A 15946-nucleotide genomic window follows, 5' to 3' on the forward strand; every position below is an offset into this window, starting at 1 on the left:
CATAACATGGTTGATGCACTGGGCCCTTCGGGACACGTTGGCGTCTACGATGCCGGGCAATCTTCTTGAAGAAAATCCCGGTCGTTCAGGCATCGGTCGCTTCGTCTTGGTGCGGTGCCGTAAGAACCTGTCAAGATCGTCAAAGCTGGTTACCTGAGATACTGATAAGTGTTCGATTAGCGAAGATCAGTGTTCCTTAGGAACAGAACTGTACTGAACACTGATCTTCGCTAATCGAACACTCATCCAGTGTGGGCTGATCGCAGGAGAGCAGGACTGCGTTGCAACATAGTGTTGTCGCTGGACCATCAGCGCCGTTTTGGTCGTCGGCTGCTGCTTTGGTTGCCTTGGCCTGGACTCCTGGGACCCTGGTCTCGTGTTTGAATAGCGTGTTGATGCGGTCGCAAACATGTTTGGTTGAAGCTGGCCGTCGCATCCATTGATTCGGCAAGCCTGCAACGCGGCGGCTTGGATGGTGCAGGCTTCTTGCTATTCGTTCAAGACTTGCTGATGTCGATCACGCGTGTGCCCGAAAGCGTGTCGTGCCATCCGAGGCGTTTGTCACCGAACAGGTAGGAAAGCGGATCGAAGGGAATCATGCGAGCCAAGCTTCGCCCAAGGATCTTTCCGAAACCGGCTTTGCCGCCGTCGACTGAACGCACACGAGTTTTCGTAATGAATTTGGCGAGCGTCGCGCCAAAGACTGCTTCCATCAAAATGTAGTAGAGGGCGAAGAATCCGAGCCCCACCAACGTTGAAACAAGTGACATCGTTGCCTCTTGTTCGGGAGTCATGTCGACTCCGTGCATTACGACGAACACGATCCCAACGACAATGCCGATTCCGAATGAAAATACCTGTACGAAAACCCAATCCAAAAAGTAGTTTGCCAGTCGTTTGTTCTGGGACGCGTAGGTGCCGGTGGCAAGTTCCGATGAGTCTGCGGCGTCGTTCAATGACGAAGCATAGGGATTGTGCCCACCGGTGGCTGCTGCTGGCATCATGCCGGGTCTGGGAGCGACGGTGACGGGCTCCAAGTCGGTTTCGGTAAGTTCATCGAACAGACCAGCGTCGGCACCGAGGGGACTGGCAACCGGTTGAGGCCGCCGCGCCGGAGCTGCGGGCCTTGCGGATGCTGACGCTGGCCGTGCCGCGGCGGCGGCCGGAGCTGCTCCTTTAGGGGCGGGCACTCGGAGCTGCTTCCCGCACGGGCATTTCACGGTCTTGCCCGCAGCCGTGTCAGGAACTTGGAGCAGTTTGGAACAACCCGGGCATTTCAATTTCATCGATCATCATTCCCATCGTTTTGGTTCCGGGAAAGTTTCCATCCGGAACAGCCAATTTCTCCGCGAATCGGTTCGCGACGATGGAGATGATAACCCAATTGATTGGTCAAAGATCAGGTTGGTTGTCAATTGCCGCACGATCTATCGCCGCGTGGAGGCTGAATGCTCTGATTTCGGGGATTTCTCTGGCGGGTGCGGCCAAACGAATGCCGGTGCGGACGAATTGATTTGGGAAGATTGCATGAAAAAACGCCCGGGCTCGCTTGAGCTTCCGGGCGTCCTGGGAATCATTTGATCAATTCGGCAACGTTGTGCCGTTGAGATTATTTGATCGCACCGCCGAGGTCAGCAGCAGCGTCAACGCCGGCGTCCACACCAGTGTCGCTAGCTGCACCGTTCAAGTTTGAGTTGACTTCGGTGCTAGCACCAGCGTCTCCGTTGGGCGTGAAACCAGCGTCCACGTTCGACTCAGCGTTCGCTCGTGTTTCGCCAACAACGTTTGCATCGGTTTGATCATCGACTTGTGCGTCGGCGTTCACGTTAGCTTCGCTGTTTGTGTTAGCGGAAGTACGCGACTGAGTGGTAGCGTCCGTTTGAAGGTCAGCGTTTGCATTCACGTCACGGTCACCGTTCAGATTGGCATCAGCGGATTGGCTCGTTTGAACCGCACCGTCGACTTCCGCGTCCAGGTGTTCTGTGGTGTTGCCATCGACCGCTTGACCGCTTCGCGGGGGCGCCGCGTAGTCTTGATCGGCATTTCCATAGCCAGCCTGATACTGTTCTTGGCTACCGGTCGTGTTGGTGTTCGTTGCACCGTCGAAATAGATTCGTTGTCCGGAGACGCAGATATACTCTCGGCCGCTGGCGTCATGGCGTAGCGTGTGGACACCTTGGCTGGTGGAACCATAGTGATTCACCGAGCCATGATGGTAGGTGGTTCCCGCATGGTGAGTCGTGCCGACCTGCGAACCACGGAAGGGATGTCCTGTTTGCCCGTGTCCAATTTGGCCGTGTCCATATTGCACGTTGCCGTGGTTGGAGTAGCCGTTGTGGTGCTGGTACCCGACGCCTGCACTTGCACCGACGTTTTGGTTGAACGATTGTCCATTGATGGTGGCGTTCTGACCCACGTTCGCTCGGATGCCCTGGCCAGAGTACACGTTTCCGTCTTGATCTGCTCGGCTGTTGGCAATTCCATTGGACTGAATGGATGAGCTGGCTGCAGCGTCATCGACTCGGTTGCGGAAACCATCCGCGGCTCCGCGAGTGATGTTCTGGGCTTGGCCAGCGGCTCGGCTGACTGCATTGCCAGCTTGGGTCGCGGCGTTGTTCAAAACACCCTGTGCGCTTGCCATCGTGCCTGTTGCGACGAAGCCCAAGAACGCGGCGGAGTTGATGAATTTTCTCATGTTGTTTTCCTTTGTTGTGGGGTGATGGGGCACGGACGACAAAACGCTCAAAACGTTTGCGACGTCCAATGGGGGATGCCCCGGATGCGTCTTTGTTGGGGAGACAGTGAAGGCAAGCTGTGTTCCGTAAACGCGAAAGTGAAAACAATCTTGAACAAGGCGGCTAAGATGGGTGGATCTACGCACTGCCGTGTTTCTGTCCGCGACTGATCGGCTGGTAGGGCGCTGTGACGCTTGCTCCAAGTCGTTTCATCGTTGGGCGAAAGTTGATCAAGCCCAGCGGTGATTGGTAGAAGTCGACTCGCTTGAGTTGCAAGCCGTCGAGATTGCCGGCGGGAGCATCTGTGGCGTACGCGTGACTGATGGCTCCGGGTGGTCAAGCACTGCTGAGCAGGTGAGCACCGATCGCGGAGAGAAGCAGAGCGCCGGGGACGATGGCAACCGCGGTCCACAGCAAGTATCGCTTGAGAGAGACTCCGCCCGCAGCGGCGACCCCAGCGGTCAGGTGAGCGCCCACGCCGGGGATTTGCCGGCCGAGGACCAGGAACCAAGGGCTGCCGGCGGGCCAGCGTGACAACCATGTTGGCATTTTCTGGCGAGCGTCTTCGGCGGACTCGACACCAGTCAACAGACGAATGGTCAGGAACTCGAGCGTCGATCCGAGGAACCAGCCCAGCCAGCCAAGCAGCACGGCGAACGGATAGGGGTACAGGCCTCCGTTGGCAATCACGATCACATCGGATGGGACCGGGGCGGCCGCGATCACCGCGTGCAGCGGCACCGTGACGACCGGAGCGATCCAGCCAAGACGCTGGTGCATCGCTCGCAGATCGTCACCACTGGTTTGGAACGCGAACCAGCATCCGACCAGCAGAACGATGGGCAATGCCACGCGAAAAACGCTTTTCCAGAGTGGTTGGCTCTTGCCGGTGGGGTGTTCTTCGGCGGGATCGGCGGGGGACATGCGATCAGCTTAACAGCTTTTCGCAGCGTTTCTCGGACACCTTCACCGCGGTGCCGAGGGGCTGAGCGAATTGGCTGACTCGGAGTTCCTCGATCAGCCAGCGGAATTCGCTGGTGCATTGTGATTTGGGATCCCGTCGGTCTTCCGGCAAACCGTTCAGCCAGCGCTGCCATAAACGATCGATCAATTGTCGGCTGTCGGCATCTCGCGAAGCGGCACTGGTGGCTTTGTCCAATCGGTAGGCGATTGCGTTTAGATAACGAGGCAGGTGCTGCAGGTGCTGCCAGGGTGTCCACTGCACGAATTGATCTGCCACCAACCATTCGATTTGTTGCATGACGTCCGCGCGAACCTCATTCAACTTGGGTGAACCGGATTCTTCCCACTGGCAACGCATCGAGTGGTAGGCGTCGGTCAGTTTGCCCAGCCATCCGGCGATGTCTTGGGTTGCTTCGCCGATTCGCTGCGGTGCCATTTGGATGCGTTCATCGTACTCGGTTCGTTTTCGAACCACCGGCATCTTGCGACCCGGTTGGCTTTCGACCAACGCAACTCGAACGATCAGGTCAGCGAGCGCCGTTTCAATCACCGCCGAAGAGACGATCGGTGCCAGTTTGATTTTGGCTTCCGCGAGGGCGGGCAAGTGGCGAACTTGGGCACGCAGGTCTTTTCGACAAGCGATTGCAAACAGTCGCATCATGCCGAGCCGGGTGGCGTCTTCCGCGGCGGCTTCGTCGGAGAACAGTTTGGTCGAGACCGAGTCGCCTTGATCAACCAGTCCGGGATACTGGGCGACTTGAACTCCGCCACGTTTGCGAACGACCTCGCGAGGCAACACGTCCAGTTCGAACGTCGTCATCTTGTCGCGAGACCAATCCGCTTCCGGACCGCTGGCCGCAGCGGCAACTTCGGCGTCGTCGATCACGCGCGAGCCGAGCTTGGCTTTGACAGCGTCGACCCCGCGAGTTTTCTCGATGACGTTGCCGGTGTCGTCGACGACGTTGACGAGAAACTGCAGGTGTGGCTCGAGCTTTTCGTCTTGGAAATCGGACTCGACCACTCGGACTTCCGCATGCCGCGTCAAAGCTTCGCACAGAGTCGGCATGAATGGGACTTGGCCGCGTTTGTCGGAGATTTCTGCGACGACTCGGGCCGCGACGTCGGCGGCGGGAACCAAGTTGCGACGCAATCGTTTGGGCAATGATTTGATCATCGCGATGACCTTGGGTTCCAGCAGACCTGGCACCAGCCAACCGAGTGCATCGTCGCTGACTTGCGGGAGCGCGGCCTCATGGATGGTCAGGTGAACCCCGTCGTCCTCGGCTCCGGGACGGAAGTGATACTGCAACGGCAGACGCGATGACCCCGCGGCCAATTCGTCGGGGTAAGCGTCTGCGGCGATCGCGACCGAGTCGACAGACAGGATGTCTTGCGGACGCAGGTACGGCGTTGTCTTAGAATCCTCGTCGGGAGTTTCGGGTGGTGGATCCGCCAACCAAGCCGCGAGGGCGACGTCGTCGTTCAGTTTGGATGCCCAGGTAGGGGCTGGGTTTTGCCGGTCGAACTTCTCCAAACGCGGTCGATCGCATACATCTTCGGGCAATCGCGACGCATAGAACGACAGCAAGGAATAGTCGTCGACCACCAAGTCACGGCGACGAGTTTTCGCGGCCAACTTTTCAATCGATTCGATCAAGCGTCGGTTGTGGCGGACGAATTTCGCGGTCGTCGGCAATTCGTTCTCCAACAATCCGTGCCGGATCAACAGGTCTCGGGAGGTGGTCGGATCAATGGGTGCCAGCGGAACGCGGCGGCGAACGACGACCGGCAAACCGAACAACGATTGGCGTTGGTAGCAGAACGCTCCGCCGCTTTTGCGACTCCAGTGCGGGTCGCTGTAGGACGCTTTCAACAAGTGTGGTGCAACAGCCTCGATCCATCCGGGTTGAATCTTCGCGCACGTCCGAGCGTATTGTTTGGCGGTTTCAACCAACTCGGCGGCAACAATCCACTTCGGTTTGGCATCGAAGATTCCGCTGCCCGGCCACAGGAACAACTTCAGTCCGCCCGCACCGGTGTACTCGTTCTTATCGCCGGCCATTGCGATGCCAGATAGCAAACCCGTCATCAAGGCTTGATGGATCAGAGCGTATTTGTCCTGATCAACGACCGGTTGTTCTTGGTCGGCTTTGGCGGGATCCAATTCGGCGTAGCGGATCTTTCCGACGGAGCCACGTGATTTGGACGACTTGTTCTTCGAACGACGTTTGCCTTCTCCGATCGTGGCCGCCATCTCTTTGAGTTGGCGATAGACGTCCGACCACTCTCGCATTCGAGTTGGCGACAAAAAGTTCTTGCGAAGGATTCGCGTGAGCTTTCCTCGACTGTGATCGCTGCGCATCGTGTCGTAGAAACGCCACAGTCTCAGCAGCGAAAGGAAATCACTCTCGGGATCCTTGAATGCCGAGTGAGCTTCGTCGGCGGCGGCACGTTTTTCCGGCGGGCGGTCGCGAGGATCGGGGTTTTCCATCGCGGCAGCAATGGGCAAGACTTCCGGCAGCACGCCCATCTCTTTGGCAGCGATCAGGATGCGACCAACACGAGGGTCGACGGGAAGGCGGCCGAGTTGCCAACCAATTTCAGTCAGTTCCTTGTCTTCGTCGATCGCACCGAGTTCATGCAGCGTTCGCATGCCTTCGCGGATGGCTTCGGCACGGGGCGGATCGATCAGCGGGAACTCTTCCAACCGACCAAGACGCAGCGTTTTGCTTTGCAGGACGACGCTGGCCAGGTTCGTTCGCCGAATCTCGGGAGTCGTGAAGGCGTCGCGGGTTTCGAAGTCTTCGACACTGTACAGACGCACGCAGATGCCGGGGCCGACGCGACCGCAACGACCGGAGCGTTGGTTGGCACTGGCGCGGCTGATCGCTTCGACAGGTAGTCGCTGGACTTTGGTTCGTGCGCTGTAGCGACTGATTCGTGCGGTGCCCGAATCGATCACGTATCGGATTCCTGGAACCGTCAGAGAAGATTCCGCGACGTTGGTCGCGAAGATGATTCGGCGTTTGTTGCCGCTGGGGTGAAAGATCGCTTGTTGTTGCGATTGAGGCAGCCGAGCGTACAGCGGCAGCAGTTCGACTCGGTTGGTCAGCCCCATGCGTTTGTAGTGGCCGGCAACTTGGTGGCTGACTTCACGGATGTCGCGTTCGGTGGGCAAGAACACCAGCGTGTCGCCGCTGCCGTCTCGTGACAGCGAATCGAGACCGCCGATCACGTGTCGGGAAAGATCGTAGTGACGTCCGTCGATCTCCGCGTCTTCGCCGGCGATTTCTTCCCAAGGAAGGTACCGCAGTTCGACCGGGTAGCCGCGGCCTTCGACTTGCAGAATCGGAGCCGGGAGGATGTTCGATTCGTTGTCAGGGTCGCTGGCGGCTTCTTCGCAGTAGGTGCCGAAGTGTTCAGCGAAACGTTCGGCGTCGATCGTTGCCGAGGTGATGATGACTTTCAATTCGGGGCGGCGGTCGATCAGTTGCCGCAGGTATCCCATCAAGAAATCAATGTTGAGCGAACGCTCGTGGGCTTCGTCGATGATGATCGCGCTGTAGTTGCGCAGGTCGCGATCACTTCGGGTTTCCGCCAACAGAATCCCGTCGGTCATCAGCTTGATCTTGGTGCGATCGCTGGTTTGATCGCCGAAGCGGACTTGGTAACCGATGGCTCCACCAAGTTTGGTTTCGGTTTCCTCCGCCAGACGAGTCGCGATGCTGCGGGCGGCCAAACGTCGGGGCTGGGTGTGGCCGATCATGCCGTGTTCGCCCAAGCCAGTATCAAGCAGCATTTTGGGAAGCTGCGTGCTTTTACCGCTGCCCGTTTCGCCGCACACAACCAGGACTTGGTTTTCGGCGAGCAGGTCCACAATCGCGTCGCGATGGGCCGTGATCGGCAACTCGCTCGGGTATTCGATCTTGATCGGCGGATCCGCCGGACCGGTCGCACCGTTGGCCTGATCCTCGCCCGCGGGGCTCTCTCCGTTTGGAATAGATTCCGTCGATGCGAGGTCGACCGGTGGAAGTTCGACGTCGCTTGGCAGGGAGGGGCTGTGCGGTTTCAGCGGGCTACTTGGTTTCTGATTCACTTGGATCCATCGATCGGGCAACTCGGTCCATCAATTCCTCGATGAAGCGTTCTCGTTCTTCGGGGGAAAGAATGTGATCGCGTTTGGCGGTGCGAACAATCACCCTTTTCAGTGACATCGCCGGGCCGCTGATCCAAGTCGATGACGGAATCGCTTCGGTGATGTCGGCGTAAGCGACTTGGTAACAGATCAATCCACAGCGAATCGATAGAGCATCGTCCAGCAATGTGTAGCGGCAGGGGATTGTGAACACACCGGTCACCGCCGCGATCGCGGCGGCCATCAGGATCATCGTGCCAGCCTCGTCGGCGCGGCCCTCGTTCAACAAATACGCGGCGAACGCGATGGCCATGAAGATCGGGGCGAGCAGCAGAACGAGCAGCCATCGATCGACGGCGGATGGGTAGACGAGCGGGGCAGTGTTTCTCATTCGAGCAGTTTACCAGCCGGAATGGTTTTGTTGACCGGAGGCACTCTGCGGTGAATTGCTCGTTCAGAGAGCCGCTTTGCCACCAATGTTCGGGGTTTTGGCCGCGAAATCCGCCATTTTGGGAACAACTGCACAAAAATCTTCAGTTTTCTGTAACGAACCGGTATCTCGCCGCAATTGCTAGTGAGACCGAAATGCCCGCCATTAAAATCTGTTCATGACCGATCGTTCCCATCCCGCCGCAAATCGCCTGACCGCCGAATCGGCGGAGGAGCACTTTGTGCAATTAGTGACGGAGTACCAGCCTCGAATCGGGGCTTACATCCAGTCTTTGATGGGCGACGCGAATCGGGCGGCTGATGTGCTGCAGGAAACCAATTTGGTGCTTTGGCGACGCAAATCGGACTACCAGGTCGGCAAACCGTTTTTGCCATGGGCGTTCGGGATCGCTCGTTTGCAGGTGCTTTCCAACCTGCGTGATAAACGAAGAGCCCCGTCCTTGCTCGACGCAGATGTTGCGGAACTGGTTTCAACGGAAGTGGAAACCGAAGCTGAACGCTTGCACGACATCCAGTCGGCTCTTTCGGAGTGTCTGAATTCCTTGCCCGAGAATCGACGGCAGATGATTCAAAATCGATATTTCGAATCGCAAACAATCGATCAAATCGCCAACACGTTGAGTCAGGGAAGCTCGAACGTCCGCGTGACGTTGATGCGAGTCCGACGCCAGTTGGCCGAATGCATTGAACGTCGCTTGGCAACCGGAGGTGCCTCTTGAGTTCATCCAAAACCATCGAAGAGTTGCTGCTGGCCAGCGAAGAAGGAACGCTCAATTCCGCCGATCGTGAACAGTTGAACGAACTGTTGCGGCGAGATCCTGACGCGCGTGCCAAGTTTGCTCGTTGGCAGATGATGACCATCTCGCTGCAAGAGGGAGCGTCGAAGCTACCGAAGACCGAGTCCAGCTCTGTTCATGCGGAAAGCATTGTTCCGGCGGAAGCCAATCAAAGCGTTTGGTCCGAACGTCAAATCTATCGGTGGGTGATCGCCTCGGCCGCCGCGTTGTTGATCGCGGTCACGTTCCGCTGGGTGCAACTCGAAACACGTCCTTCCGCGCCTGTCGCCGAGACCGCGGCAACGAATACTCGCACGTCGGCCAGCGAGCCCACGTCATCCGGCGTCGCAGTTGTCACTCAGTTGGTCAACGCGAGAGATGCGGTGATTCGGGATGCGTCTGGAACAAATTCAAAATCGCTTAGCGTCAACTCGGCTCTCAATCCTGGTTCGGTTCGTTTGGAATCGGGTTGGGCTCAAATCGAATTTCTGAACGGCGCGACGGTTGTTCTTCACGGACCCGCTGAAATGGAATTGGTGTCGGCCGCCGAGGCCATCATGCATCGCGGACGCATCCGGGCGGAGGTGCCGCCCGCGGCACGAGGGTTTGTGGTGCGAACGAATGACATGAAGGTGGTCGATCTTGGCACGGAATTCGGTTTAGAAGTTTCCGAAGAAGGTTCCAACGTTCAGGTCTTCGACGGCGAAGTCGAATTGCAAGTCGATGAAGATCAGCCGCAATTGGTCGGAGCCGGGAAATCGTTACAACGTCGAAGTGGCGTTGGTATCGGATTGATTGATTTGCCGATGACGCCTGAGCGATTTGTCGACGCGGCGGAACTGCAACGTCTCGCGGAAACGCAAGAAAATCAACGTTATCAACAGTGGCGTGAGGCGAGCGAAAGCCTTCGAAATGATCCGCGATTAATCGCCTATTTCGCGATGGATTCGCCGCTGAAAGGCCAGCGGTTCCTGTCGAACGACACGGTTCCGCGAAATGCAGATTTGGACGGCGCGATTGTCGGAGCCACCGTGACGAAAGGCCGTTGGGACGCCAAGCCCGCGTTGCAATTCAAACGTCCTGGTGACCGGGTTCGTGTGAACGTGCCCGGCGAATTTGGATCGCTGACCATGGCGACTTGGGTTCGCATCGACAGTTTGGATCGTTGGTACAACTCACTGTTTTTGACGGACAGCTATCAGCTCGGCGAACCTCACTGGCAGATCCTAGATACCGGTGAAATTCATTTTTCCGTTCGAGCATCCACCGAAGCAAGCGAAGACCAACCGAGTGTTGGTCCACCGCACCACGTCGCGCTGTCGCCATCGTTTTGGAACCCGTCGCTCAGCGGTCAATGGTTGCATTTGGCGGTCGTGTACGACGTCGAGAATGCCACGACGACTCACTATTTGAATGGGGATGTCCTGAGTGTGGACCGCATCCCCGATCATCAACTCGTTCGCACCACTCGTATTGGAATGGCGTCGATCGGGAACTGGTCCACACCTTTAGAACCTGACGAACATTTTGCCATTCGAAATTTGAACGGCAGCATGGACGAGCTGGCTATTTTTGCCGCCGCTCTTTCCCCCACAGAAATCAAGGAAATGGTTGAACATGGAAAACCGTGATTCATGGATGCAAGTTCTCACTGCATCATTTGCTGGACTCCTGATCGGCGGCGGCTTGTTTCTGTCGCACGGCGGCGCGATGCTGCACGCCGAGGATACGGTTCATGCGGTCGGCGATGCCAATCATTCCGCGGAAGACATTGAGCAATTGTTCACGCTGAAGGTGATGCCTTTGCTGACTGAAAAGTGCTTGGGATGTCACGGCACCGATGCGGACGACATCAAAGGCGACTATGACGTTCGCACGCGAGATGCATTGTTGCGGGGCGGTGAGTCGGAAGAAGCGGCGATCATTCCTGGCAACGCCGAAGACAGCCCGTTCTTTTGGGCGGTCAATTGGGATGGTTTGGAAATGCCACCCAAAGAGAACGACCGGCTGAACGAGAAGCAAATCGAAATCGTCCGCATGTGGATCGACGCTGGGGCTCCTTGGCCGAGCGAGGAACGCCAGCAAGAAATTCGGCTGGAAGAATCCATGGTCGCCGAGAACGAAGACGGCGTGCTGATGGCGACCAGTGGCGGTCAAGGCGATGAGTGGACTTATCGTCGTTACAACAAAGACGAAGTTTGGGCGTTCCTTCCTCGTCAAACGGAGTTCGAACTCGACAGCGTCGATGCATTCGTCAACGCGAAGTTGGATGAAAACGGATTGGAACCGGCTCCCGAAGCGGATCCAAACACGCTGATTCGTCGCGTTTACTTCGACATGTTGGGATTGCCGCCAACTCCCACTCAGAAACGCGAGTTCCTGTCGGCTTGGGAAACGGACTCAGAAGCGGCCTGGAACAACTTGATTGAGGAATTGCTCGCCAGCCCTCACTACGGTGAACGTTGGGGGCAGCATTGGTTGGACGTCGTTCGATACGCTGACACGGGCGGTTTTTCAAACGACTATGAACGCTCCAACGCTTGGCGGTATCGCGACTACGTCATTCGCAGTCTGAACGAAGACAAACCGTACAACGAGTTCATCATTGAACAGATTGCTGGCGATGAATTGCATGCTGATAAACCGGCCGACGATCCGGATCGCGTGGAAGCTTTGATCGCAACCGGTTTTCTGCGAATGGGACCTTGGGACACCGCCATGGTGCCTCTCGAAGAAGCCCGCCAAATTCTGCGAGACGACATGGTGCACAGCATCGGTCAGTCGTTCTTGTCGATGCCGATGCGTTGTTGCAAGTGTCACGATCACAAGTTTGATCCGGTGCCGACGCAAGACTACTACCGCATGTACTCGGCCGTTTCGACGGCCCAACCCGTGGAGGCGGAAGCTCCTTTCTTAGCCGAAGAAAATTTGGCCGGATTTGAAGAGGGCAAGCAGCAAACGCAAGCGTTGTACGACTACGCGAAAACGCGCGCGGATCGTCTGACTCGTCAGCGTGAAGAAGCGGCCCGCGAGTGGTACGCCGAACACGGCAAAGAATACAAAGCGTTGAACGCTCGGAAGGATGATCCAGACGCAGAAAAACCACCGCGTGCGGTTGGACTGAGTGAGATGGAACAGGGGCGTTTGAAGGTTCGGGAGCAAGACGTTTGGATTTGGAATCGTCGGCTGGAACGCTATCAGCCGATGGTCCAAACGGTCGTCAACGCTCAAGACACCTGGATGAACGCTCGGAAACTGCGTGCACCGGAAAAGATCAAAGAGGATTGGCGTCCTGACTCGTTCATCTTCAATGGTGGATCGTTGGCCGCGCCAGGGGATCCGGTAACACCGGGTGTGCTGAGCGGTTGTGGTTTGCCCGTCGAAGGTGCTCCTGAGGATGACCCTTATGCGTTGCCCGATACGTTGAACGGACGTCGTCTGGGTTTGGCGAAGTGGATTGCTCATCCCGACAACCCAATGAGCACGCGTTCGATCGTCAACCGAATTTGGCAACATCACTTCGGTCGTGGCATCGTGGCGACGCCTAACAACTTCGGCGTCAAAGGTGCCTCACCGACCCATCCTGAATTGCTGGACTGGATGGCGGATAAGTTTGTGAAGAACGGTTGGTCGATCAAGTCGATGCATCGGCTGATTTTGCAATCGGACGCTTACCGTCGAAGCACCGAGCATCCATCCGCGGAAAAGGACGCCGACAACACCTGGTTCGCTCGCTATTCACCACGACGGATGACGGCCGAAGAAATTCGTGACAGCTTGCTCGCCGTGACCGATGAATTGAATCCTGTCGTTGGTGGCTTGCCAGCGCGACCCGAGATCAACATGGAAGTCGCGCTCGAGCCACGAATGATTCAGTTCTCCATCGCACCGGCCTACCAGCCATCGCGAACGCCGGAAGAGCGAAATCGTCGATCGATCTACTCGTATCGCGTGCGTGGCCAGGCGGACCCATTCCTCGAGGTCTTGAACAAGCCCAACCCGAATGATTCAGCGGACCTTCGCGATGCCGCTTCTGTTTCGCCGCAAGCGTTCACGTTGCTCAATAGTGACGTGATGACCGACCGATCGATCGCGATGTCGGTGCGTCTGCAACGGGAAGCTGATCAGGTGACCGATCAGATCAACCGAGCGTTCGAATTGACGTTGGGACGTTTGCCGACTGCTTCGCAAATGCAGCGGATGAAACGCTACGTCAAAGACATGACCGAGTATCACTCTCAAATCAAGCCGAAACCTCGGACCTACCCAACCGAGATCACGCGTTCCTTGGTGGAAGAGTTCTCAGGGCGTCCGTTTGAATACACGGAATGGTTGCCATCATTCGAGGACTACCAAAGCGATCTGAAGCCTTGGGAAGTCGATGCGAAAACGCGAGCGATCGCAGACATGTGTTTGGTGTTGTTCAATGCCAACGAATTTGTGTTCATCGATTGATCATTGAACTCCAATCGAAACCACAAGAGCCCACTTCACGCCGGAAACGGAGTTGAGTGGGCTCTTTCGTTGGGTTTTTGAGCCGATTGTCGGACGAGAATGTCGAAGGGCAATTTCTCCGACATTGGCACTAGACGTGCTGGTAATCTGATTTGGACATTCTCAACTGGCACTCATTGATGGATTTGCATGGTGATTTCTTCCACTGGATTGGCTGCTGCCAATAGAGCCGAGTGTGCGGTTGCATACGACAGTCGATTGATCGACCGCGATTCGGTCATGGAACTGCATCGTGGATTCTTCAGCGATCAACCTTCGCTTCCGTCGAAGTACTTCTACGACCAATCTGGTTCGGAATTGTTCGATGAAATTTGTGAGCTGGATGAGTACTATCCGACGCGGACGGAAGCATCGATCATGCGAGAATGCGTCGATGACATGGTTGACGCAATCGGTTCCGCGGGTCGATTGATTGAATATGGAAGCGGCAGCAGCCTGAAGACTCGGTTGTTGCTGGAACACATGCATCCCGATGTGACCTACGTTCCAGTGGACATCTCCGGCGATTATCTAGAACAAGTCGCGGGGAAGCTTCGACGAGATTTTCCGAGTCGTCGGATCGCTCCGATCGCGGCTGATTTCACTCGCCCGTTTCGATTGCCCAGTTCCGATGCGACCAAGTCTCGCGATGTGGTCTATTTTCCGGGATCGACGATTGGGAATTTTCGACCGGCGTTTGCGGCGACGTTGTTGTCTCAGATGAGGAACCAAGTCGGCACGGGCGGTGGTTTGTTGATCGGATTCGATCTGCAAAAGGATCCATCGGTTTTAGAAGCCGCCTACGATGATCGACGGGGTGTGACGGCGTTGTTCAATTTGAATTTGTTGCGGCACCTGAATCGTGTCGCCGATGGCAATTTCAATTTGGACGCCTACCGACATGTCGCTCTGTACAATGACCGCGATCATCGGATTGAAATGCACCTGGAATGTTGTCGCGAACAGCAGGTGACGCTGGCCGGACGATCTCGAACGTTGGCAAAGTCACAACGCATTTTGACGGAACTGTCTCACAAATACACGATTGACGGTTTCACTCAGATGGCCGCCGCGAGTGGTTGGAAACGGGAGCAGATTTGGATGGATTCGAACGAGTACTTCGCCGTGGGGATGTTCCGCTCGTGAGTGATTCGATGCTCGATGCTTACCGGCAAGTGCGAGAGCACTCGCGAAAGATTTGTGCGCCGCTGGAAACGGAAGACTATGTTATTCAGTCGATGCCGGATGTTTCGCCGACGCGTTGGCATCTGGCTCACACGACTTGGTTCTTTGAAACGTTTTGCTTGAAGAACTTGCCGGACTACGTGCCGGAGCAGCCTGAGTTCGAGGTGCTGTTCAACTCCTACTACAACTCGGTCGGCGAGCAATTCCCTCGCGATCGTCGCGGTTTGCTTTCCCGACCGACGGTGGCGGAAGTGTGGCGGTATCGAGACCAAGTTGACGAGGCGATGTTCGAATTGCTTGAACGTCCCGACCGTGACTCGATTGTGACGGATGAGGTTTTGCGTACGGGCCTGAACCATGAACAGCAGCACCAAGAGTTGATGCTAACGGATTTGTTGCATGTGTTCTCGTGCAACCCACTTCATCCCGTTTACAGATCCGACGCGGTGCCCGAATCTTCGCCCGTCGAGGATTTGCAATGGATCGAATGCCCTTCAGAAGTTGTCGAGTCGATTGGGTTTGATGATTCGTGTGATGGTCCCTTTTGTTTCGACAATGAGCTGCCTCGACACTCATCACTGTTGTTGCCTCATGCGATTGCGAATCGGTTGGTGACCAACGGTGAGTACTTGGAGTTCATCGAAGACGGTGGTTACGAAGATCCTTCGTACTGGTTGTCCGTGGGGTGGTCGACCGTGCAATCGGAAGGTTGGCGAGCACCGATGTACTGGCACCTCGGTGAAGAAGGTTGGCACCAGTTCACGCTCGCGGGCTTGAGGCCGGTGGATGAGAACGCTCCGGTATGCCACGTCAGTTATTTGGAAGCTGACGCGTTCGCACGTTGGTCGGGATACCGGTTGCCGACGGAGTTCGAATGGGAAATTGCCGTTCGCAATTCGGGTGAGTCGATCAAGGATGCGTTTGGTTCTCGTTGGCAATGGACAGCTTCGGATTACGCTCCGTATCCGAAGTACGCGGCTCCCGAGGGAGCGATCGGCGAATACAACGGGAAGTTCATGTGCGGACAAAAAGTTCTTCGCGGTAGCTCCGTTGCCACGCCGGAAGGTCACGCACGTTTGACCTATCGAAATTTTTTCCCACCATCGATGCGCTGGCAGATCTGCGGAATCCGATTGGCAACGGATCTGGATTGAGGACGGGCTAGGGCCGGCGTGAAGTTATGGGGATCATCGCTGACGCGTTTTGAA

10 protein-coding genes are annotated in these 15946 nt (G+C 56.6%); 5 read left to right on the forward strand and 5 right to left on the reverse strand.

The window, feature by feature from the left end:
• Nucleotides 1-497 precede the first annotated feature (497 nt).
• The 5 genes from RE6C_RS21190 to RE6C_RS21215 form a co-directional block, all read right to left on the reverse strand.
• Nucleotides 498-1190: an RDD family protein gene (locus tag RE6C_RS21190; protein WP_039962962.1), complete on the reverse strand. Its 693-nt coding sequence runs from the start codon at nt 1188-1190 to the stop codon at nt 498-500.
• A gap of 419 nt (nt 1191-1609) precedes the next feature.
• Entirely contained in the window at nt 1610-2764 is a 1155-nt protein-coding gene (locus tag RE6C_RS21200) for a hypothetical protein (protein WP_008659925.1), read from the reverse strand.
• 307 nt (nt 2765-3071) lie between these two features.
• On the reverse strand, nt 3072-3659 hold the full coding sequence (locus RE6C_RS21205; protein ID WP_008659928.1) for a TVP38/TMEM64 family protein: 588 nt from the start codon (nt 3657-3659) through the stop codon (nt 3072-3074).
• A 4-nt stretch (nt 3660-3663) separates the two neighbouring features.
• A complete protein-coding gene (hrpA, locus tag RE6C_RS21210; protein ID WP_008659930.1) occupies nt 3664-7794 on the reverse strand; it encodes an ATP-dependent RNA helicase HrpA in 4131 nt (1376 codons plus the stop codon).
• Complete coding sequence (locus RE6C_RS21215; RefSeq protein WP_008659931.1) at nt 7775-8224, reverse strand: PH domain-containing protein; 450 nt, start codon at nt 8222-8224, stop codon at nt 7775-7777. The genes hrpA and RE6C_RS21215 overlap by 20 nt, the downstream gene beginning before the upstream one ends.
• Nucleotides 8225-8441: 217 nt before the next feature.
• On the opposite strand from RE6C_RS21215, the gene RE6C_RS21225 reads away from it, so the two are divergent.
• The 5 genes from RE6C_RS21225 to egtB all read left to right on the forward strand — a co-directional run bounded on the left by RE6C_RS21225 (nt 8442) and on the right by egtB (nt 15892).
• Complete coding sequence (locus tag RE6C_RS21225) at nt 8442-9002, forward strand: sigma-70 family RNA polymerase sigma factor (protein ID WP_008659933.1); 561 nt, start codon at nt 8442-8444, stop codon at nt 9000-9002.
• On the forward strand, nt 8999-10690 hold the full coding sequence (locus tag RE6C_RS21230) for a LamG-like jellyroll fold domain-containing protein (protein WP_008659934.1): 1692 nt from the start codon (nt 8999-9001) through the stop codon (nt 10688-10690). The genes RE6C_RS21225 and RE6C_RS21230 overlap by 4 nt, the downstream gene beginning before the upstream one ends.
• A complete protein-coding gene (locus RE6C_RS21235; protein WP_008659935.1) occupies nt 10677-13514 on the forward strand; it encodes a PSD1 and planctomycete cytochrome C domain-containing protein in 2838 nt (945 codons plus the stop codon). The genes RE6C_RS21230 and RE6C_RS21235 overlap by 14 nt, the downstream gene beginning before the upstream one ends.
• A gap of 189 nt (nt 13515-13703) precedes the next feature.
• The gene (gene egtD, locus RE6C_RS21240) at nt 13704-14699 is read left to right on the forward strand and encodes an L-histidine N(alpha)-methyltransferase (protein WP_039962907.1); all 996 of its coding nucleotides are present in this window, start codon (nt 13704-13706) and stop codon (nt 14697-14699) included.
• A complete protein-coding gene (gene egtB / locus RE6C_RS21245; protein WP_008659939.1) occupies nt 14696-15892 on the forward strand; it encodes an ergothioneine biosynthesis protein EgtB in 1197 nt (398 codons plus the stop codon). Before egtD ends, egtB begins: the two co-directional genes overlap by 4 nt.
• Nucleotides 15893-15946: the final 54 nt, after the last annotated feature.

The sequence above is a fragment of the Rhodopirellula europaea 6C genome (genome assembly GCF_000338295.1).
Lineage (GTDB): Bacteria > Planctomycetota > Planctomycetia > Pirellulales > Pirellulaceae > Rhodopirellula > Rhodopirellula europaea.

What these genes read in the sequence shown, in the direction of transcription:
- RE6C_RS21205 (WP_008659928.1), bottom strand. Translation starts at nt 3,659, where the DNA reads ATGTCCCCCGCCGATCCCGCCGAAGAACACCCCACCGGCAAGAGCCAA.
- RE6C_RS21225 (WP_008659933.1), top strand. Translation starts at nt 8,442, where the DNA reads ATGACCGATCGTTCCCATCCCGCCGCAAATCGCCTGACCGCCGAATCG.
- egtD (WP_039962907.1), top strand. Translation starts at nt 13,704, where the DNA reads ATGGTGATTTCTTCCACTGGATTGGCTGCTGCCAATAGAGCCGAGTGT.
- RE6C_RS21235 (WP_008659935.1), top strand. Translation starts at nt 10,677, where the DNA reads ATGGAAAACCGTGATTCATGGATGCAAGTTCTCACTGCATCATTTGCT.
- RE6C_RS21215 (WP_008659931.1), bottom strand. Translation starts at nt 8,224, where the DNA reads ATGAGAAACACTGCCCCGCTCGTCTACCCATCCGCCGTCGATCGATGG.